The organism is Dyella telluris (assembly GCF_014297575.1).
GTDB lineage: Bacteria > Pseudomonadota > Gammaproteobacteria > Xanthomonadales > Rhodanobacteraceae > Dyella > Dyella telluris.
Genome location: NZ_CP060412.1, coordinates 4,284,248 through 4,304,057 on the forward strand (window position 1 = coordinate 4,284,248; position 19,810 = coordinate 4,304,057).

Here is a 19,810-nt window from a genome sequence, read left to right on the forward strand (position 1 = left end):
ATATGGCGACGGGGACGGGGGTAGAAAAGCGCCCATTGTGCCACTACCTGAAAGCGATCTGCCTTTGACGGGGCACCCCGGGTGCCGGGCGGTATACTTTCCCCAAGGAAATCTCACGTAGAACCATGGCTCACGAACCCGAACACGAACAAGGCACCGGTCACGGTCTGGCGCTGGAAACCTCCCGTCCGGAGGTGGCCCGGCCACCGCTCTTCCAGGTAGTACTGCTCAATGACGATTTCACGCCGATGGATTTTGTGGTCGAAGTGCTGAGGAGCTTCTTCAGCCTGGATCAGGAACGCGCGGTACAGGTGATGTTGCATGTCCATACGCGCGGGAAGGGAGTCTGCGGGGTATTCACCCGGGAAGTCGCTGAAACCAAGGTGACCCAGGTGAACGAATATTCACGTGCTCATCAACACCCGTTGTTGTGCACTATGGAAAAGCTCTGAGAGCGGGCTGATGGGGCCACGTCCCGCCACTCATGGCACGGATATTGAAGAGGCAGAGGGTGCCCCCCATCTCTTAGCCATCGCGGCAATGCCGCCCTGCCACACAGCGGAGTAGGTCCGGATGTTCAGCAAGGATCTCGAAGTCACCATCGGCCAGTGCTACAAGCAGGCCCGCGAGCAGCGTCATGAGTTCATGACGGTGGAACACCTGCTGCTCGCACTCACCGAAAACCAGTCGGCCCTGGGCGCGCTGCGCGCCTGTGGCGTTGACCTGCCGCGCCTGACCCGCGAGCTGGAAAAGATCATTGCCGAAACCGTACCGGTACTGCCGCACGGGGACGAACGTGATACCCAGCCCACGCTGGGCTTCCAGCGCGTGCTGCAGCGCGCGGTGTACCACGTGCAGTCCTCAGGCCGTAAGGAAGTCACCGGCGCCAACGTGCTGGTGGCCATCTTCGGCGAAAAGGACTCGCACGCGGTGTATTTCCTGCACCAGCAGGAGATCACCCGCCTGGACGTGGTCAACTACATTTCGCACGGCATCGCCAAGATCGGCGACGAGCCGTCGCAGAGCATGCCCGGCTCCGAGCGCGAATCGGAAGACGGCGAGCCCAAGGGCAACCCGCTCAGCGAATACGCAAGCAACCTCAACGAACTGGCGCTGGAAGGCAAGATCGATCCGCTGATCGGTCGCCAGGACGAAATCGAGCGCACCATCCAGGTGCTGTGCCGCCGCCGCAAGAACAACCCGCTTTACGTGGGTGAGGCCGGCGTGGGCAAGACGGCCCTGGCCGAAGGCCTGGCCAAGCGCATCGTGGACGGCGACGTGCCGGAAGTGCTGGAAAACGCCACCATCTGGTCGCTCGACCTGGGTGCGCTGGTGGCCGGCACCAAGTACCGCGGCGATTTCGAGAAGCGCCTGAAGGCGGTGATCGGCCAGCTCAAGAAACAGCCGGGCGCCATCCTGTTCATCGACGAGATCCACACCATCATTGGTGCGGGCTCCGCGTCGGGCGGCACCATGGACGCGAGCAACCTGATCAAGCCCATGCTTGCCTCGGGCGAGCTGCGCTGCATTGGTTCCACCACGTTCCAGGAATTCCGCGGCATCTTCGAGAAGGACCGCGCGCTGGCCCGTCGCTTCCAGAAGATCGACGTGGTCGAACCCACCGTGGCCGACAGCCTGGAAATCCTCAAGGGCCTGCGTTCGCGCTTCGAAGAACACCACAACGTGACGTACACCAGCGAGGCCCTGAAGGCGGCGGTGGACCTGTCGGTGAAGCACATTCCCGACCGCCTGCTGCCGGACAAGGCCATCGACGTGATCGATGAGGCCGGTGCCCGCCAGCGCCTGCTGCCGGTGGATCAGCGCACGGGTCGTATCGACGTGCCCGAGGTGGAGTACATCGTCGCCAAGATGGCGCGCATCCCGGCCAAGCAGGTCTCGGCTTCGGATCGCGACGTGCTGAAGAACCTCGAGCGCAACCTCAAGATGGTGGTGTTCGGTCAGGACCAGGCCATCGAGGCGCTGGCTGCGTCGATCAAGATGGCGCGCTCGGGTCTGGCCGATCCGTCCAAGCCGATCGGCAGCTTCCTGCTTGCCGGCCCCACCGGCGTGGGCAAGACGGAAGTGACCAAGCAGCTCGCCATGCAGCTGGGCATCGAGATGATCCGCTTCGACATGTCCGAGTACATGGAAGCGCATTCGGTCTCGCGCCTGGTTGGCGCACCTCCGGGCTACGTGGGTTTCGACCAGGGCGGCCTGTTGACCGAAGCGGTCACCAAGCACCCGCACGCCGTGTTGCTGCTCGACGAAATCGAGAAGGCGCATCCGGATGTGTACAACATCCTCTTGCAGGTGATGGACCGCGGCGTGCTCACCGACACCAATGGTCGCGAAGCCAACTTCAAGAACGTGATCGTGGTGATGACCACGAACGCAGGTGCGCAGCAGGCCTCGCGCCGCGGCATCGGCTTTGTGAAGCAGACCCATACCATGGATGCGATGGAGGTGATCCGCCGCATGTTCACGCCCGAGTTCCGCAACCGTCTGGACGCGATCATCCAGTTCAATGCGCTGGACTTCGACCACATCCTGCGCGTGGTCGACAAGTTCCTGATCGAACTGGAAGCCCAGCTCGGCGAGAAGCATGTGAGCCTGGACGTGGATGCGGACGCCCGCCGCTGGCTGGCCGAGCATGGCTTCGACCCGCAGATGGGCGCGCGCCCGATGGCTCGCGTGATCCAGGAAAAGGTGAAGCGTCCGCTGGCCGATGAACTGTTGTTCGGCAAGCTGGCCGATGGTGGCAAGGTGCGCCTGAGCGTGAACGATGGCGAGCTGGTGGTCAGCACGGAAGCGGCCGAGGCGCTGCCGGCCACGGTGAACTGAGGCCATGGCCCCGCAAGGGGCGGCAAGCTGAAACGACAAGGGCGCCGCGAGGCGCCCTTGTCATGGGTGCCCTACGGAACGCATCGCTCGCGGATCCAGCGCGAGCACGGAATATTCGGACGAGCCCACGGCTGATTAGGAGTCGTCTTATGTATCGAGGCCAGGGCCAAACCTAACCTTGGGAATGTCGGTGCGGCGCAAGGCTGCCGCTCCTCTACTGATCACTCCCTGGGTGCCTCGCATGAATATGCTTTCCTCGAAAGGCCATCGGGCGCGGACTGCCCGTGGCGTGACCTTGCTCAGCCTGCTGGCGTCGACGATGTCGTTTGCGTCGGTGGTGTACATCGGTCCGGAGACGGCCCGCGAAAGCCTTGGGCTGGAACATGCCACGGTGCTTGCCATGCCTGATCCGCGCGCCTCTGGTAGTGAAGCGTCGTTGGCGCACCCGGCGCTGCCCGGCTCGCGTATGGTTTCCGCGGCCAATCTGCTCGGTATGGGAGGAGCGGCGGTGGGGCTGAGGGCCAGTGCGCTCGTCGAGGCCCCGAGGATGGCCGTCCTGGGGACGGTCATGGGGGAGGAAGCAGTGGACACTGCGGGTGCGCTCCATCGCGCCATTGAGCCGAGGCTGCATCGCTGCCCGCAGGCCGCTCTGGTTCGTGACTTGGTCGAGACGGGAAAGGTCCTGCAGCCGGCGGCCCGTTTTCTCGCGCTGGGGGCGGATGCGGACGTGACCATCGAGGCGCTGCTGCGCGACAGTGGCGTTGAGCGACTGGTTGCTTCGGCCGCCCATGCCTGCACGGTCGAGGACCCTGCCGAGGGGCGCACCGTAGAAGGCCCGGGCACGACGCTGCCCAGGCTGGTGCAGTTGCAACCAAGGCGCGACTGAGCAGGCGCAACAAAAAAGGCCACGCGAATGCGCGGCCTTTCTGCTGATTCCATGGCTTCCAGTTCCGGCAGATGCCCGGAGCGGAATGTCAGCTCCCTGCAGATGACTGCAGAGGGCAGGGAATCACTTCATACGGTAGGTGATACGACCCTTGGTCAGGTCGTAAGGGGTCATCTCGACCTTCACCTTGTCGCCGGTGAGGATGCGGATGTAATGCTTGCGCATGCGGCCGGAAATATGGGCCGTAATGACGTGGCCGTTTTCCAGCTGCACGCGGAACATGGTGTTGGGCAGGGTCTCCTGGACCGTGCCTTCCATTTCGATGACGTCGTCTTTGGCCATGCGTTCCGGTGAGGGCAAGGCAGCCGTCATGGCTGCGTAAGCCGACGATTATGCCACGGAAGTTCGTCGGATGCTCTCGTTCTGTTCAGCGCGGCTCCCCGGGGCCCTGTCTGCGGGTCGGCCAAAGCCCGCCGGGGACCAGGGCCTGGCCTTGGGCGAAGAGCGTGCAACCGTCAGGTCGAGGCGGCCAACGTATTGAAATCAAAGAAAGCCGGAGCCAACGGGCGAGCAGATGGGACGCGCCTGCCGGGGTCAGCCGAACTGCTCGTCGAGCTTGCGGCGGATCTCCTGCTCGACCATGCCCTTCAGCGGCGCCAGCATCATGCCGAGCTCGGCGGTGACATGAACCACGTCGCTGCCTACGGCAATGCTGCCGTTCACGCCCGGCCGCGAGAAACGAAACGTGTCGCCCTGCCACTGGCCTTCCATGCCGAACTTTTCCTGCATGCGCGCCGCCACCTTGTCGACCACTGCGCGGGCATCGGCGACGGGAAGCTGGTGCGGGCGGCGGATATCGATCTTCGGCATGGCGGCATTCCTGTGTGCGCAAAACATGCATGGTATGCCAGACCGCAGGCCAAGCGCCTGTTTACGCTCTGCCCGCAAACAGAATCCGGCGTGCGCTGCGTAGAGAGCGTAAAACAGACTCGTGAGGCGGACTGCCATGTGTCGCCGGTGTTGGCAAGCGAAACAGACACTGAAATACGCAGGCTTCTGCTAGAGTCCCGGCCGTCCATCGACTGGTTCACTGATGCGCATCGAGTTTCCCAATTCGCCCCGAGAGGATTTCCACTGGGACAGCCCTGCGTTGCGCATCGGCAGCGCGCCGGACAATGACCTGATCCTTGCCGCCCACCAGGCGGGCGCCTATCACCTGCGCATCCAGCTGGACCGCCGGGGCTGGGTGTTGCAGGTACTTCCGCAGGGCAACCGCATCTACGTCAATGCGCGTCCGGTGCGCGAAAAGGCACTGCTGCGCGCCGGTGACATCCTCAGTGTGGGTGACTGCCGCATGCTGCTGCGCACCGACGAAGAACCGGCGCACAACCTGCCCGTGACGGTGCCCGCCGAGGGGCGCTGTACGGTGGCCTTGCGTGTCGTGGCCGGGCCGCTCTCCGGGCGCGTGCTGTCATTACAGAGCAAGCTGGAGCTGGGGCCGCACGGCCGCATTCCGCTGGAGCTGCCGCAGGGTGAAACGGCGTCGCTGGCCGTGTTCTGGCGTGATGGCCAACTGACGCTGGAGGCCGGGCAGCAATCCGCGCGGTACCCGCTGCGCGTGAACGGAGCCCCGGTAACGCAGGCGGCTTTGCGGCCGGGCGACCAGGTCGGCCTGGGCATGCATCGCTTCGTGGTCGATGCGCCGGGCCTGGAGCCCGAGCCGGAGATCGTCCAGCCCCAGCCCGAGGCATCCCACTTGCCCGAGGAAGACGCGGGCCCGCGCGGCGAGGTGTGGTGGCTTATCGCGACCGCCGCCGTGTTGGCGCTGGGCATTGCCGTGGCGCTGCTGGTGCGCTTCTGAGGCAATCCGCCGGCACGTGATCTGCCCGCGGAATTCGGTTGACGCCGTGTTGTTGCGACGCGGCATAATGCGGCGACCTTCCCAGCCTAGGCGTCGTCAGTGAGCAGACTCTGGAATTTCAGCGCGGGTCCCGCCGCGCTGCCGCAACCCGTCCTCGAACGCGCTCAGCGCGAACTGCTCGACTGGCAGGGTTGCGGTGCCTCCGTCATGGAGCTGTCCCACCGCGGCAAGCTCTTCATGGGGCTGGCCCGCCAGGCCGAGGCTGACCTCCGTGAGTTGCTGGCGATTCCCGAGAACTACGCCGTGCTGTTCCTGCAGGGTGGCGCCACACAGCATTTCGCCCAGATTCCCATGAACCTGGCGGGCGAGGGCGACAGCGCCGACTACATCATCACCGGCCATTGGGGCGAGAAGGCGGCGAGCGAAGCGGCGCCCTACGTCAAGGTGAATGTCGCCGCGAGCAGCAAGGGCGAAAACTACCTGCGCGTGCCGCCGCGCGAGACGTGGCAGCTCGATGCACGCTCCGCCTACGTGCACTACACGCCGAACGAAACCATTCACGGCGTGGAATTCCACGATATTCCGGAAGTGGGCGATGTGCCGCTGGTGGCGGACATGTCGTCGGACATCCTGTCCGGCCCCATCGACGTATGGAAGTTCGGGCTGATCTATGCCGGCGCGCAGAAGAACATCGGCCCGTCGGGCCTGGTGATCCTGATCGTCCGCCGCGACCTGCTCGAGCGCGCCACGCGGCCCATGGCGCGTATCTTCCGCTACGCCGATCACGCGGCGAACGATTCCATGCTCAATACGCCCAACACGTGGGGCTGGTATCTGGCAGGGCTCACCTTCGAGTGGCTGAGGGAGCAGGGTGGCCTGGCGGCGATGCGCGAGCGCAACGCGGCGAAGGCGGCGTTGCTGTACGGCGCGATCGACGGCTCGGGCGGTTATTACAGCAACCCGATCGAGCACGCCTCGCGTTCGCGCATGAATGTGCCGTTCACGCTGCACGACAGCGCGCTGGATGCCGATTTCCTCAAGGAATCGGAAGCCGCCGGCCTGCTGGCACTGAAGGGGCACAAGGCCGTGGGCGGCATGCGTGCCTCGCTCTACAACGCCGTGCCGCTGGAAGCGGTGCAGGCCTTGGTGGCGTTCATGCAGGATTTTGCCAAACGTCACGGATGAAACCGTTGCACGGTGATGGGGTATCGGGGATAGTCCCCGGTTCCCCATTTGGACTTCTTTCCATCTGTAGTCCCCAGACATGACTGACAAGAAATCTTCGCTTTCCGACGTACGCGAACGCATCGACAGCATCGACCAGCAGATCCAGCAGCTGATTTCCGAGCGCGCCGGCTGGGCGCAGGAAGTGGCTCGCGTGAAGGGTGAAGGGCTTTCGGCGATCGACTATTACCGACCGGAACGCGAGGCACACGTGCTGCGCATGGTGGTGGACCGCAACAACGGCCCGCTCACCGACGTGGAAATGGTGCGCTTGTTCCGCGAGATCATGTCGTCCTGCCTGGCGCAGGAGGATCCGCTCAAGGTGGGTTTCCTCGGCCCCGAGGGCACCTTCAGCGAGCAGGCAGTGCGCAAGCACTTCGGGCACGCGGCTTACGGCCTGCCGTTGGGAAGCATCGAGGAAGTGTTCCAGGAAGTGGCTGCCGGCCATGCCGATTTCGGCGTGGTGCCGGTGGAGAATTCCGGGCAGGGCATGATCCAGGTGACGCTGGACATGTTCCTGACCTCCAAGGCCACCATCTGCGGCGAAGTCGAGTTGCGCGTGCACCAGTGCCTGCATTCGCTCAATGGCAAGCTGGAAGGCATCAAGCGCGTTTACGCCCATGCCCAGTCCTTGCAGCAGTGCAAGACGTGGTTGCGCATCAACCTGCCTGGCGTGGAATGCGTGGCGGTGAGCAGCAACGCCGAAGCGGCGCGCCTGGCGCGTCATGCGGATGACGTCGCAGCCATTGCCGGCGAAACCGCAGGTCGCGTCTATGGCCTGAAAACGGTGGCCAATGGCATCGAGGATCGCGCGGACAACACCACGCGCTTCCTGGTGATCGGCCGCTCGCTATTCCCGGCGTCAGGCAACGACCGCACGTCGTTGCTGATCACGGTGAACGACAAGCCGGGCGCGCTGTACCACGTGCTCAAGCCGTTCGCCGAGCATGGCATCAGCCTCAACCGCATCGAGTCGCGCCCGGCGCACTCGGGCAAGTGGCAGTACGCCTTCTTCATCGATGTCTCCGGCCATATCAACGATGGGCCGCTGCAGGCCGCGATGAAGGAGATGGGCGACGCCGCCGCGCAGGTGCGCGTGCTTGGCTCGTACCCGGTGGCGTTGCCCTGACCTAGCTGTCGGGCCGCCGTCTGGCGGCCCATGGAGAATTTCGTGACCCGACTCGACTGGACCAGTCACCACGCCCGCGCGCTCAAGGGCAGCCTGCGCGTGCCCGGCGATAAATCCGTTTCTCACCGCGCGCTCATGCTTGGCGCGCTGGCGGAAGGTACGTCGCACATTCGCGGCTTCCTGGAAGGCGAAGACACCCGTGCAACGGCCGCCGTGCTGCAGCAGCTGGGCGTGCGCATCGATGCACCCGCCGACGGCGAGCGCGTGGTGCATGGCGTGGGCCTGCATGGCCTGCGCGGCACGACGGCCTTGCTCGACTGCGGCAACGCCGGCACGGGCATGCGCCTGCTGGCCGGTCTGCTGGCCGGACAGGCGTTCGACAGCACGCTGGTGGGCGATGAGTCCCTGTCCCGTCGGCCGATGCGCCGCGTGACCGATCCGCTGGCCCGCATGGGGGCGAAGATCGACACGCAGGAAGGCCTGCCGCCGCTGCAGGTGCGCGGGGGCCAGGCGCTTCAGGGCATCAGCTATACGCTGCCGGTGGCCAGCGCGCAGGTGAAGTCGGCACTGCTGCTGGCAGGCCTTTACGCGCAAGGTGAGACGGAAGTGATCGAGCCGCACCCCACGCGCGATTACACCGAGCGCATGCTGGCTGCCTTCGGTTGGCCGATTGATTTTGCGCCGGGCCGTGCACGCCTCAGCGGCGGACACACGCTGCGCGCCACGGATGTGGATGTGCCGGCCGATTTCTCTTCTGCCGCATTCTTCCTGGTGGCCGGCAGCATCGTGCCGGGTTCCGAACTGCGGCTGCAGGCGGTCGGGCTCAATCCCCGTCGCACCGGTCTGCTGCAGGCGCTGCGCCTGATGGGTGCGGATATCCGCGTGGAGAACGAACGCGAGAGCGGCGGCGAGCCGGTGGGCGATCTGCTGGTGCGACATGCGCCCCTGCATGGCATCGAGCTGCCGGAGGTGCTGGTGCCGGACATGATCGACGAATTCCCCGCCTTGTTCGTCGCCGCCATGGCCGCCACCGGCAAGACCGTGGTGCGCGGTGCAGCCGAGCTGCGCGTGAAGGAGTCCGATCGCCTGGCCACCATGGCGACCGGCCTGCGCGCGCTGGGTGCGCACATCGACGAAGTGCCCGATGGCGCGACCATCCAAGGTGGACCGCTCAGCGGCGGAGCCATCGAAAGCCATGGTGATCACCGCATTGCGATGAGCTTCGCCGTGGCAGGGCTCATTGCCAACGGCGCGGTGCGCATCAACGACTGCGACAACGTGGCGACCTCGTTCCCGGGGTTCCTGGAACTGGCCAACGGTTGCGGCTTCGACCTCCGGTCCGCCTGAGCGATTCGTTTCCCACCTCCGGTAGGAGCGCACCCCGTGCGCGACCACAATCTTGCCGTGAGGCAGGCTGTGGTCGCGCACAGGGTGCGCTGCTGCAGGGACTGCTGACACTCCACTCGCCGAGGTGAGTGCCAGCAGCTACCCTTGGCATCCGCCTACGAGGTTGCCATGTCCGTCGCCACGCCTTCCTTCATCGTCGCCATTCCGGCGCGTTACGGTTCCACCCGTCTGCCGGCCAAGCCGCTGCGCGAGATCGCCGGCGTTCCCATGGTGGTGCGCGTTGCTCAGCGCGCGCTGGAAGCGGGGGCCTCGCAGGTGGTCGTGGCCACCGACGATCAGCGCATCGTCGATGCGTTGCAAGGGCAGGGTGTGGATGTCTGCATGACGCGCGCCGATCACGCCTCGGGCAGCGATCGCCTGGCCGAGTGCGCCGAGCACTATGGCTGGGCCGACGATGCCATCGTGGTGAACCTGCAGGGCGATGAGCCGTTCGCGCCGGCGGCCGGTATTCGCGAAGTGGCGCGGGCGCTGGCCGAGGACGACGCGCCCATGGCCACGCTGGCCACGCCCATTGCCGACGCGCACGAGCTGTTCGATCCGAATGTGGTGAAGCTGGTGCGTTCGGCGCAGGGGCGTGCGCTCTACTTCAGTCGTGCGCCGGCACCCTGGGCGCGCGATGCCTTTGCGCTGGATCGCGATGTGCTTCCGGAAAGCGTGCCGTTCCTGCGTCACATCGGCATCTATGCGTACCGTGCGGGTTTCCTTAAGCGCTATGCAACGCTGAGCCGTACGCCGCTGGAGCAGGCCGAATCGCTGGAGCAGTTGCGCGTGCTGGAGCACGGCTTTGCCATTGCCGCGCGCCTGACACCGGAGCCGTTTCCGCCCGGCATCGATACCGAGGGTGACCTGGCGCGTGCGGAGCGCTGGCTGGCCGGCGCCTGATCGCTCAGCGCTTCCGGCGGATCAACATCACCAGCAGACCGCCCAGCAAGAGTCCCAGCGCAAGTCCGATACCGGCGCCCCAGAGGGCGCCGTTGTTGCCGGCGACGGCCCGGCCAATGAGAAAGCCGAGCACGAACAGAATGGGTAGTGGCAGGCAGCCCATGAGCGTCGAGGAGTCCCGTGCGCCGGTGCCGGCGTGGTCGGACTATTTGTTGAACGTGACCGGGACCTGCACGTAGCCGTCCGTCGGCACGCCGTTCTTGATGGCCGGCTTGTACGACCATTTTTTCACGGTGCGTACCGCTTCGTCGTCCAGCGACTTGGCGCCGGAAGACATCATCACGTGGTACGACTTGGCCTTGCCATCCGCACCGACCTGCACCATCACCACCACGGTGCCGGTGCCGCCGTCATTTTTCATCGTTGCCGAATAGCGCGGTGCGGGCTGGGGGCGGTCGTCGTCAACGCTGGCCGGGGTGTCGGCCTGCGTGCCACCACCGTGGCTTGCGGCGGACGATGCCGGTGCGGGTGCGTCCTGTGCACCGGTGGCAGCCAGTGCGGACTGGCCAAGGATAAGCGCGGCGGTGCAGGCCGCCAGCATGATCAGCTTGCTATTCACTTTCTTCCTCCCTGTAGGCCGACCAAGCATAGTCGTCCTTCTCATGACACAACAATCGTGCCGTCCGGCACGGCCGGAAGGGCTTGATAGTGGTGTCCCCCGCAGCCATAACGCGTATGGATGCCGATGAGACGACGCGCCCGCCATCGCCGGGCGCGCGCCGTGCCACCAGGAAACGTTCTGTCCCATGAAAACCAGTGAAAAGCCGTCCATTCTGTTCGTGTGCCTGGGCAACATCTGCCGCTCACCTCTGGTCGAGGCGGTGGCGCGCCAGCGCACAGCGGAGGCGGGGCTTGTGTTGACGCTGGCCTCCTGCGGCACGGGCAACTGGCACGTGGGCAAGGGCGCGGATCCGCGCATGGTGCGTGCAGCGGCCGAGGCGGGCTATGACCTCGCCCCTCACCGGGCGCGCCAGGCACGCACCGCCGATTTCGAGGACTTCGACTGGGTGCTGGCGATGGACCAGGACAATCTCGAAACGCTGGAGGGCATGCGGCGTGGCCGCGGCGTCGAGCCTGCCCTGTTCCTGCCCTGGGCCGGCGTGGCGGCACCGGAGGAATTCCCCGATCCGTACTTCGGTGGCATGGAAGGCTTTCACCGCGCCGTGGCGCTGGCGGAGCAGGGTGTGGATGGCCTGATCGCCCGCCTGTCGGGCCGGTGAGCGGATAGAATCGACTGATGCAGTCCACACCGCCGCCGCAAGCCTTCGACGGCAAGGCTTTCGTCAAAACCCTGAGTACCTCGCCTGGCGTCTATCGTTATTTCGACGAGGACGACGACCTGCTGTACGTGGGCAAGGCCGGCAACCTGAAAAAGCGGGTCGGCAGCTACTTCCTCAAGCCGCGCATGGAACCGCGCATCGCGGCGATGGTGTCGCAGATCGCGCGCGTCGAGATCACCATCACGCGCACCGAAGGCGAGGCACTGCTGCTGGAATCGCAGCTGATCAAGTCGCTCAAGCCGCGCTACAACATCCTGCTGCGTGACGACAAAAGCTACCCGTACATTTTCCTGTCGGGTGGCGAGGATTATCCGCGGCTGGCTTTCCATCGCGGTGCGCGCAACATGCGGGGGAGGTACTTCGGGCCGTATCCCAGCACCTTCGCCGTGCGCGAAAGCCTCAACCTGATGCAGAAGCTGTTCAAGGTGCGCCAGTGCGAGGACAGCTATTTCAAGAACCGCTCGCGCCCCTGCCTGCAGCATCAGATCGGCCGCTGCACGGCGCCGTGCGTGCAGCTGATCACCGTGGACGATTACCGCAACGACGTGCGTCACGCGGAGATGTTCCTGGAAGGCCGCAGCAGCGCGGTGATCGATGAACTCGCCGGCCAGATGGAGCAGGCCAGCAAATCGCTGGAATTCGAGCGCGCTGCCTCGTTCCGTGACCAGGTGGCCGCGCTGCGCAAGCTGCAGGCCGAACATCACGTGCAGGGCGCCAGCGCCGACATGGACGTGCTGGCCTGTCGCATCGAGTCGGCCATGGCCTGCGTGAGCGTGCTGTTCTTCCGCAACGGCATCAGCCTGGGCACGCGCGACTTTTTCCCGCGCCTGCCGCTGGATGCCGAGCCGGCCGATGTGCTGGAGCAGTTCATCGCGCAGTACTACCTGGATCGCCCCGTGCCGCGTGAGCTGATCCTGGGCGAAACGCTGCCGAACCAGCAGATCCTTGGCGACATGCTGGCGCAGCAGTCCGGGCACGCGGTGGAACTGAAATCGAGCGTGCGCGGCGAGCGCGCGCGCTTTCTGCAGATGGCCGAGCGCAATGCGCAGGCGTCGCTCACGGCCAGGCTGGCCAGCCGGCAGACGCTGGGCGCGCGCTTCGACGACCTGCAGAAACTGCTGGAGCTGGGCGAACCGCCGCGCCGCATCGAGTGCTTCGACATCAGCCACACGCAGGGCGAGCTCACCGTGGCGTCATGCGTGGTGTTCGGACCGGAAGGACCGGAGAAATCACATTACCGGCGCTTCAACATCACCGGCATCACCGGCGGCGACGACTATGCCGCCATGCACCAGGCCCTGACCCGGCGCTTCCGCAAGGTGGCCGAGGGCGAGGGCGCCAAACCCGATGTGCTGCTGATCGACGGCGGCAGCGGGCAGGTGGCGCAGGCGCTGGATGTGCTGCGCGAGCTGGGCGTTACCGGCATCCACGTGGTGGGCGTGGCCAAGGGGCCGGGCCGTCGCGCGGGTGAGGAAACGCTGGTGCTGGCCGATTCCGGGCGCGAACTGCATCCGGGGCCCGCCTCGCCGGCACTGCACCTGGTGGCGGCAGTGCGCGACGAGGCTCACCGCTTTGCCATTACCGGCCATCGCAAGCGGCGCGAGAAGGCGCGTGAACGCAGCGTGCTCGAGGATGTCCCTGGCGTCGGTGCGCGTCGTCGTTCCGCCTTGCTGAAGGCCTTTGGCGGCCTGGCCGGGGTGGAAGCCGCAGGCGTGGAAGAACTGACCCGCGTGAAGGGGATTGATCGCGGGCTGGCCGAACGCATTTATGCTGCACTACATGGCTGACGGGCCGGGTTCCGGCTGCTTTCCGTCATTCCGTCGAAAGCCAAAATCCCGCATGATCGACGGCGTGGCCTGCCGTATCTGATGGTGGCTCGGCCACCCTGCTGATTGCTTCACACCGGAAAGGATTTATGCACATCAACCTGCCCACCTGGCTGACCCTGTTTCGCGTCTTGCTGTTGCCGGTCATGGTGGTGGTGTTCTATTGGCAGTTTCCGGGGCACAACATCACCGCGGCCATTGTGTTCATGCTGGCCGCCATCACCGACTGGCTGGACGGTTACCTGGCCCGCCGCATGAATCTCACCTCGGCCTTCGGCGCCTTCCTGGACCCGGTTGCCGACAAGCTGATGGTGGCCGTGACCCTGTTCCTGCTGGTGGAAACCCATCGCGGTGGCTGGCCGGGCATTCTCATGGCGGTCACTGCGGCGATCATCGTGGGGCGCGAGATCAGCGTCTCGGCCCTGCGTGAATGGATGGCCGAGATCGGCATGCGCGCCACCGTGAAGGTGGCCAACATCGGCAAGCTCAAGACCGCCATGCAGATGGTGGCGCTGGTGGTGCTGATCGTGCAGCACGAAAAGAGCGCCGAAGCCCTGCGCCTGTATCACATCGGCGAAGGGCTGCTGGTGATCGCCGGCATCCTCACCATCTGGTCGGGCCTGTATTACCTGCGCGCCGCGTGGCCCAGCCTGCAGGGTGACGGGGCGGGCCGCCCCCTGCCGCGGGGCGAAGACTGAATCCACGAGTCTGAATTAATTTGTGACGAATGCTTGACGGCCGCGGATTACCCATTACAATGCGCGACTCCGATGCGGGAATAGCTCAGTTGGTAGAGCACGACCTTGCCAAGGTCGGGGTCGCGAGTTCGAGTCTCGTTTCCCGCTCCAGATTCGGTTGATCGGTGCATCGCGATCAACAAAGAAAAGCAGCCCACGTGGCTGCTTTTTTTATGCCCCGAATTATCCGGGTCGATGGTTTCGCACCCGGCATGTAAGGTTTTCGATGGCCCGCGAGACTCAAGGAACGAGACTACTCACGCAAGGAGCTCGTTCCGTGGCCAGTGTCGTTGACCATCCTGTTTCCGTCCCGCCGGTGTATCGCGCCACGCAATGGTGTGTGGAGGGCTTTCGCCTGTGGGCACGCCATCCGTTTCGCCTGCTGGTGCTGAGCCTGTTGCCCTTGCTGGTGGAAGCGCTTCTGCAATCGATTCCCTGGGCCGGCATGCTGCTTTCCAAGCTCATCACGCCGATGTTTGGCATGGGTGTGTTGTTTGGATTGGCGCATGCCGATCAAAGCGGCCGCCTGCCTTGGTCGAGCCTGTTCTACGCCTGGCATCCCGGCATGGTCCGGCGCGCCCTCGGGCTGGCAGCCATCACCGCGCCGGCGATTTTCGCCATGCAGCAAGTACTCGTGGCCATGATGTTCGGCTGGCCGGCCGTCGACGTGGTGTTGCTGGGGCATGCGGGCGCTCACCCGGCCCTGGTCGTGAACCAGGTTTTCCGGTGTCTGCTCATCCTTTCCGGCGTGCCGCTCAGCGTGCTGCTGGGGCTGGCGCCATTTGCGTTGCTCGATGGCGCGACTCCCTGGCGGGCATGCACGCAGAGCGCTCGCATCGTGTGGCGAAACGGCGGTGCGTTCACCGCCTTTGGCGTCATTCAGCTGCTGGGCTTCGCTGCCATGCTGCTGTTGCCCTGGGGCATGCTGCTGATCGTATTGCTGTTGCCGTGGTCAAGCGCGTCCGTCTGGTTGGCATGGCAGGACGTCGACGCAAGCGCGCGGGATGCATGATCCGATGACTGGGGCGGGGGCTGTACATCAGGAATTTGAGGCGCTGCTGCGGGAGCATGCAGGGCTGCTTTCGCGCATTGCCGCCAGTTACGAAGCGGATCCCGCCCTGCGTGACGATCTGCTGCAGGACATGGCGTTTGCCCTGTGGCGTGCGCTGCCCACGTGGCGGGGCGAGGCGCCGCTGCGGGCATTCATCGCCCGCGTGGCTCACAACCGTGGCGCCACGCATGTCATTGGCGAAGTGCGTCGCCCGCCGGGCGAATCGCTCAGTGGTGACTGGATGGCGTCGTGCGCTGGACCCGAAGGACATGCCGAGCAGGAGCAACGTCGCGTGCGCCTGCAGGATGCCGTGCGCCGCTTGCCCGTGTCACTGCGACAGGCCGTCACCCTGGCGCTTGAAGGGTTCAGCCATGCCGAGATTGCCGAAACGCTCGGTATCTCGGCCAACAGCGTGGGCGTGCGGCTCCATCGCGCCAAAGCCGCGTTGCATACCGTATTGGGAGAAGGCGCATGACCGCGCAAGACGACGTCTGGTCCGAATGGGGCGAACTGTGGCGCGAGCAGCCCACCGTCGACGTGGCACACCTGCAGCGACAGGCGTTGCACAAGCGACGACGCATGCAGGGCACGGTGGCGCTGGAGCTGACGGCATCGCTCATCGCGGTGGCGCAGTGCGTGCGGCTGGCGCTGCGTGGCACCGCACACTGGGCGGGCTTTGGCATCGCCGCACTGGTGTTCGTGGTGCTGCTGCAGTGCCTCTATCTTCATGCGCGTCGTGGCACCTGGCGTGCCTCGGGATGCGACGTCGCCAGTCTGCTGCGGCTGACGCGTCGACGTGCGCAAGCCGGCATCCGCCTGGCGCATATTTATCTGTGGAGCACGTTGGCGCTGGTGGCCGTGGCGCTGTGCGTGGCGGCACCGGAGCTGGCGCCAGCGCGCTGGGCATCCGACGCGCAGCTTCGGCACCTGCTTGTCCTGCAGCTTTCCATCAATGGCCCCATCGTCGCGGCCACGGTGGTTGCCTGCCTGTGGTATCAGCGCCGGCAGCGGGCGCGGCTGGCTCGCGTGGATGCGCTGTTGATGGCAGACGATGATTCCGGTCGGGCACACAGGCTCGATTGAGCCGGTGTGCCCGGATCGTCAGTGCGTTTCCTTGCGGTGCTCGATCGCCTGCCTGCGGTAGAACGGATAGCAGATGGCAAGGCACAGGAACCATACCGGGGTGTAGATCAGGCCTTGCAGGGTGTCCTCCTTCTGTCCGAACACCCACAGCACGAAGGCGAAGAAGGCCAGCACCACCCAGCACATGGCCACGCCGCCGGGCATCTTGAAGATCGACGTGGCATGGCGTTCCGGATGCATTTTCCGGTAGCGCATGTACGCAATCATGATCAGCGACCACACGAAGATGAAGCAGATGCTGGAGATCGTGGTGACGATGGTGAAGACCTTCATGACATCGCCTTCCTGATAGAGCAGGAAGACGCCGATGAAGAGCAGCAGGCAGGAATAGGCAAGGCCGTTGGCCGGCACGTTGTTGCGGCTCAGGCGGGCGAACGGCTTGGGGCCGAGCTTGCCGGCGGAAAGGCCGTAGAGCATGCGCCCGGTGGAGTAGATGCCGCTGTTCGCCGACGAGGTGGCCGAGGTGAGCACCACGAAATTGATCAGGCTGGCGGCAATCGGAATGCCGATCAGCATGAACAGGTTCACGAACGGGCTGCGATCCGGCGCCACCTGGTCCCACGGCGTCACCGTCATGATCACCAGCAGCGCGAGCACGTAGAACACGATCACGCGGATGGGAATGGAGTTGATCGCCTTGGGCAAGGTCTTTTCCGGATCACGCGCTTCCGCCGAGGCGGTGCCGACCAGTTCGATGCCGACGAAGGCGAACACGGCGATCTGGAACGCCGCCATGAAGCCTGCGCCACCATGCGGGAACCAGCCGCCATTCGTCCACAGGTTGGACACGGCGGCCCTGGCGCCGGAGGGCGACGTGAACCCGGTGGCGATCAGCACGATGCCAATGGCGATCAACGCCACGATGGCGATGATCTTCACCAGCGCGAACCAGAACTCCATTTCGCCGAACAGTTTCACGGTCAGCAGGTTCAGGCCGAGCAACAAGCCAATACATACCGCGCCGGGCAGCCACAGCGGCACGCCGGGCGCCCAGAACTGGATGTAGCCGGTGATGGCGGCGATGTCCGCGATACCGGTGACCACCCAGCAGAACCAATAGGTCCAGCCGGTGAAGAAGCCCGCGCAGGGGCCGAGCAGGTCGTAGTTGAAATCCACGAACGACTTGTAATGCAGGTTGGACAGCAGCAGCTCGCCCATCGCCCGCATCATGAAGAACAGCACGCTGCCGATGATGGCGTAGGCGAAGATCACCGATGGGCCGGCCAAGCTGATGGTCTTGCCCGAACCCATGAACAGGCCGGTGCCGATGGCGCCGCCAATGGCGATCAGCTGCAGGTGGCGGTTGCGCAGGTTCCGTTGCAGGTGGTGGTCCGGCGTGCCGGACGCAACGGTCGGTTCGTGGTTCTGCATGGGCGGCCCGATCCCCTCGGTGGCGATATGCGAAGAGGCCATCCTAAAGGATTCGCGAGCCGGCGTGCCCGGCCCTTCTACCGGGCGTCGTGGAAAATGATGCCCAGGGTGTGACGCCGGCCACTGTGCAGCCGACTCACGCCGTGGCGCATGGTCACCCGGTACGAACCGCGGCTGCCCGCGACCGGGCGCTGGTTCACGGCGAAGATCACCGCGTCGCCCTGGCGTAGCGGCACCACGTCGGCACGTGACTGCATGCGCGGTCGCTGCTCGGTCAGCACGAATTCGCCGCCCGTGAAATCGCGCCCCGGCTCCGACAGCAGAATCGCCACCTGCAGCGGGAACACGTGTTCGCCGTAAAGGTCCTGATGGAGGCAGTTGTAATCACCTGCGCCGTACTGCAACAGCAGGGGCGTGGGCCGTGTCTGGCCAGCATCGTGGCAACGGGTGAGGAAGTCGGCGTGTGTGTCCGGATAGCGCACATCGATGCCCATGCGTGCATTCCAGTCATTCGCCAGCGGGGCCAGCCGCGGATAGAACGCGCTGCGCAGTCGCTGTACGAGGGCGGGCAGGGGGTAGCGGAAGTACTGGTACTCGCCGCGACCGAAGCCGTGGCGTGCCATGACGACGCGACTGCGATACAGCGAGGCGTCGCCGTAGCTGGCGGCCATGTCGAGGCACGCCGGTGCGTTGATCAGGCCGGGAAGGATGGCGCGGCCGTACGCGTCGAGATCGGCGCAGACGGATACCCAGTCGATGCCATCCATACGCGGCGCGAGCGCACTGCCTTCCCTGTCGCCGAGGATGGCCTGCATGATCTTGTTCCGAAGAAAGAAGCCGGCAGGCTAGCGCCACGCCTTTGCGCCGACACTCCGTTTCTTGCGATCCGGCGGCCCGGTGCGTCACCAGACCAGGTCGTCGGGTACCTTGAACTGGTCCTGGTTGTAGAACTCGTCTTCTTCGCCGACCGGCGCATCGTCGCCCGGCTTGCCGTGATCCAGCACGATGACCGACGCGTCGCGTTCGCGGATTTTCGCGGCGGCGGCACGCGGCAGCAGCTCGTAGTTCTCGCCGGCACGGGCAATCACCAGCACGCCTTTGGCAAGCTGGGTGCGCAGCATCTCGTTGACCAGGATGCTGTGGATCGCTTCGCCGTCGTTGAAGCGGTAGCTGATCTCGCCCTCGCGCTTCACCTTGTTGGCATCGATGATCTGGCGCACCTGCGCGGCGAGCTCGCGTGCATGGGCCTGCGCGTTGCGTTCGGCAGCGAGTGCGCGGTCGCGCTCGGCCTTTTCCGCCTGCAGGCGCTGGGCATCGACCTTGTCGGCGGGCGCCGCGGCACCGCCCTTGGTCTGGCGCTGCTTGGCCTGCTCGCGGGCGACCTGGTCCACTTTGCCCTTCTTGGCAAGGCCGGCCTTGAGAAGTTGTTCCTGCAGGGGGTTACGCATGGAAGGTGTCCGTGGTGCTTGACCCTGGATTGTAGCGTGCCCGGCGGCCGGCGCCGGTTCCTCTCGGCGGGGGTGAGACAGACCGTGGCATGATGGTGCCGACAGCTGAACAAGGACCCGCCGTGATTCCGAATTTCTCCGATCATTCGGCCAACGAGCGCACCTACCTCGCGTGGGTCCGCACGGCGATCTCGGTGATGGCGTTCGGCTTCCTGCTGGAACGCTTCGACATCTTCCTGCTGTTTTCCATGCGTGCGGCGGAACGCGCGACGGAGGGCCTGCATACCCGCGCCTCGCAATGGCTGGGACTGGGCCTGCTGCTGGTGGGGGCGCTGATGATCGTGGGCGCTACGCTGCGCTTCTATCACAACCGCCGGGCGATCCAGGCGGCGGAATCGACCATGTACGGCGATTCGTGGGTGGCCCGTTCGATGGCCGTGCTGCTGGTGCTGATGGCCATTTTCCTGACCGTTTATGTGGCGAGGCAGATTGCGGCGTTGAGTTGATGGCAGGGAGGCGAAAGCCTTCAGCGGCGGAAGCACGCTGCGGGTTCCCTCACCGTCATTCCCGCGAAAGCGGGAATGACGGTGAGTGCGATTGAGGGAGTGACGGGTAGGGCGTGTGCAGAACAAAAAAAGCGCCGTATCGCTACGGCGCCTTTTTC

22 protein-coding genes and 1 tRNA gene are annotated in these 19,810 nt (G+C 65.2%); 16 read left to right on the forward strand and 7 right to left on the reverse strand.

The window, feature by feature from the left end:
• The first annotated feature begins 125 nt into the window (after window positions 1–125).
• From clpS to H8F01_RS18940, 3 genes are all read left to right on the forward strand, one after another.
• Complete coding sequence (gene clpS / locus H8F01_RS18930; RefSeq protein ID WP_026636494.1) at window positions 126–452, forward strand: ATP-dependent Clp protease adapter ClpS; 327 nt, start codon at window positions 126–128, stop codon at window positions 450–452.
• A gap of 121 nt (window positions 453–573) precedes the next feature.
• On the forward strand, window positions 574–2,841 hold the full coding sequence (gene clpA, locus H8F01_RS18935; RefSeq protein ID WP_187056573.1) for an ATP-dependent Clp protease ATP-binding subunit ClpA: 2,268 nt from the start codon (window positions 574–576) through the stop codon (window positions 2,839–2,841).
• Between the two features lie 241 nt (window positions 2,842–3,082).
• On the forward strand, window positions 3,083–3,727 hold the full coding sequence (locus tag H8F01_RS18940; RefSeq protein ID WP_187056574.1) for a hypothetical protein: 645 nt from the start codon (window positions 3,083–3,085) through the stop codon (window positions 3,725–3,727).
• 123 nt (window positions 3,728–3,850) lie between these two features.
• Here the strand turns inward: H8F01_RS18940 and infA are convergent, their stop codons facing one another.
• Together infA and H8F01_RS18950 are read right to left on the reverse strand one after the other, a co-directional pair.
• Window positions 3,851–4,069 (reverse strand): translation initiation factor IF-1, encoded by a 219-nt coding sequence (gene infA, locus H8F01_RS18945; RefSeq protein ID WP_019466733.1) that lies wholly within the window; start codon window positions 4,067–4,069, stop codon window positions 3,851–3,853.
• A 252-nt stretch (window positions 4,070–4,321) separates the two neighbouring features.
• On the reverse strand, window positions 4,322–4,597 hold the full coding sequence (locus H8F01_RS18950; RefSeq protein ID WP_187056575.1) for a polyhydroxyalkanoic acid system family protein: 276 nt from the start codon (window positions 4,595–4,597) through the stop codon (window positions 4,322–4,324).
• Between the two features lie 223 nt (window positions 4,598–4,820).
• Here H8F01_RS18950 and H8F01_RS18955 point away from each other — a divergent pair, with 223 nt between their 5' ends.
• From H8F01_RS18955 to kdsB, 5 genes are all read left to right on the forward strand, one after another.
• The gene (locus H8F01_RS18955; protein ID WP_187056576.1) at window positions 4,821–5,588 is read left to right on the forward strand and encodes an FHA domain-containing protein; all 768 of its coding nucleotides are present in this window, start codon (window positions 4,821–4,823) and stop codon (window positions 5,586–5,588) included.
• 99 nt (window positions 5,589–5,687) lie between these two features.
• Window positions 5,688–6,773 (forward strand): 3-phosphoserine/phosphohydroxythreonine transaminase, encoded by a 1,086-nt coding sequence (gene serC / locus H8F01_RS18960; RefSeq protein WP_187056577.1) that lies wholly within the window; start codon window positions 5,688–5,690, stop codon window positions 6,771–6,773.
• A gap of 79 nt (window positions 6,774–6,852) precedes the next feature.
• On the forward strand, window positions 6,853–7,941 hold the full coding sequence (pheA, locus tag H8F01_RS18965) for a prephenate dehydratase (protein WP_187056578.1): 1,089 nt from the start codon (window positions 6,853–6,855) through the stop codon (window positions 7,939–7,941).
• A gap of 42 nt (window positions 7,942–7,983) precedes the next feature.
• Window positions 7,984–9,288 carry a 3-phosphoshikimate 1-carboxyvinyltransferase gene (gene aroA / locus H8F01_RS18970; protein ID WP_238481053.1) on the forward strand — a complete coding sequence of 435 codons (1,305 nt, stop codon included), beginning with the start codon at window positions 7,984–7,986 and terminating at the stop codon, window positions 9,286–9,288.
• Window positions 9,289–9,456: 168 nt separating this feature from the next.
• Window positions 9,457–10,230, forward strand: coding sequence for a 3-deoxy-manno-octulosonate cytidylyltransferase (gene kdsB / locus H8F01_RS18975; RefSeq protein WP_187056580.1), 774 nt, complete (start codon window positions 9,457–9,459; stop codon window positions 10,228–10,230).
• Window positions 10,231–10,234: 4 nt separating this feature from the next.
• On the opposite strand, the gene H8F01_RS18980 is transcribed toward kdsB, so the two are convergent.
• A complete protein-coding gene (locus H8F01_RS18980) occupies window positions 10,235–10,393 on the reverse strand; it encodes a hypothetical protein (RefSeq protein ID WP_187056581.1) in 159 nt (52 codons plus the stop codon).
• 42 nt (window positions 10,394–10,435) lie between these two features.
• Window positions 10,436–10,849 carry an energy transducer TonB gene (locus H8F01_RS18985; RefSeq protein WP_187056582.1) on the reverse strand — a complete coding sequence of 138 codons (414 nt, stop codon included), beginning with the start codon at window positions 10,847–10,849 and terminating at the stop codon, window positions 10,436–10,438.
• A 187-nt stretch (window positions 10,850–11,036) separates the two neighbouring features.
• Here H8F01_RS18985 and H8F01_RS18990 point away from each other — a divergent pair, with 187 nt between their 5' ends.
• The 7 genes from H8F01_RS18990 to H8F01_RS19020 all read left to right on the forward strand — a co-directional run bounded on the left by H8F01_RS18990 (window position 11,037) and on the right by H8F01_RS19020 (window position 16,267).
• Window positions 11,037–11,510, forward strand: coding sequence for a low molecular weight protein-tyrosine-phosphatase (locus H8F01_RS18990; RefSeq protein WP_187056583.1), 474 nt, complete (start codon window positions 11,037–11,039; stop codon window positions 11,508–11,510).
• Window positions 11,511–11,527: 17 nt separating this feature from the next.
• A complete protein-coding gene (gene uvrC, locus H8F01_RS18995; protein ID WP_187056584.1) occupies window positions 11,528–13,357 on the forward strand; it encodes an excinuclease ABC subunit UvrC in 1,830 nt (609 codons plus the stop codon).
• A 128-nt stretch (window positions 13,358–13,485) separates the two neighbouring features.
• Window positions 13,486–14,094 carry a CDP-diacylglycerol--glycerol-3-phosphate 3-phosphatidyltransferase gene (gene pgsA, locus H8F01_RS19000; protein WP_187056585.1) on the forward strand — a complete coding sequence of 203 codons (609 nt, stop codon included), beginning with the start codon at window positions 13,486–13,488 and terminating at the stop codon, window positions 14,092–14,094.
• 74 nt (window positions 14,095–14,168) lie between these two features.
• A tRNA-Gly gene (locus H8F01_RS19005) sits at window positions 14,169–14,244 on the forward strand.
• 115 nt (window positions 14,245–14,359) lie between these two features.
• A complete protein-coding gene (locus H8F01_RS19010; protein ID WP_187056586.1) occupies window positions 14,360–15,145 on the forward strand; it encodes a hypothetical protein in 786 nt (261 codons plus the stop codon).
• 4 nt (window positions 15,146–15,149) lie between these two features.
• Window positions 15,150–15,659, forward strand: coding sequence for an RNA polymerase sigma factor (locus H8F01_RS19015; protein WP_187056587.1), 510 nt, complete (start codon window positions 15,150–15,152; stop codon window positions 15,657–15,659).
• Window positions 15,656–16,267 carry a hypothetical protein gene (locus tag H8F01_RS19020; RefSeq protein ID WP_187056588.1) on the forward strand — a complete coding sequence of 204 codons (612 nt, stop codon included), beginning with the start codon at window positions 15,656–15,658 and terminating at the stop codon, window positions 16,265–16,267. The genes H8F01_RS19015 and H8F01_RS19020 overlap by 4 nt, the downstream gene beginning before the upstream one ends.
• Window positions 16,268–16,285: 18 nt before the next feature.
• Here the strand turns inward: H8F01_RS19020 and cycA are convergent, their stop codons facing one another.
• From cycA to H8F01_RS19035, 3 genes are all read right to left on the reverse strand, one after another.
• Entirely contained in the window at window positions 16,286–17,698 is a 1,413-nt protein-coding gene (cycA, locus tag H8F01_RS19025) for a D-serine/D-alanine/glycine transporter (RefSeq protein ID WP_187056589.1), read from the reverse strand.
• Between the two features lie 77 nt (window positions 17,699–17,775).
• Complete coding sequence (locus tag H8F01_RS19030) at window positions 17,776–18,513, reverse strand: 2OG-Fe(II) oxygenase (RefSeq protein ID WP_187056590.1); 738 nt, start codon at window positions 18,511–18,513, stop codon at window positions 17,776–17,778.
• An 87-nt stretch (window positions 18,514–18,600) separates the two neighbouring features.
• A complete protein-coding gene (locus H8F01_RS19035) occupies window positions 18,601–19,146 on the reverse strand; it encodes a DUF2058 domain-containing protein (RefSeq protein WP_187056591.1) in 546 nt (181 codons plus the stop codon).
• 122 nt (window positions 19,147–19,268) lie between these two features.
• On the opposite strand from H8F01_RS19035, the gene H8F01_RS19040 reads away from it, so the two are divergent.
• Window positions 19,269–19,652, forward strand: a complete 384-nt coding sequence (locus H8F01_RS19040) for a YidH family protein (RefSeq protein WP_187056592.1) — start codon at window positions 19,269–19,271, stop codon at window positions 19,650–19,652.
• The last annotated feature ends 158 nt before the right edge of the window (window positions 19,653–19,810 follow it).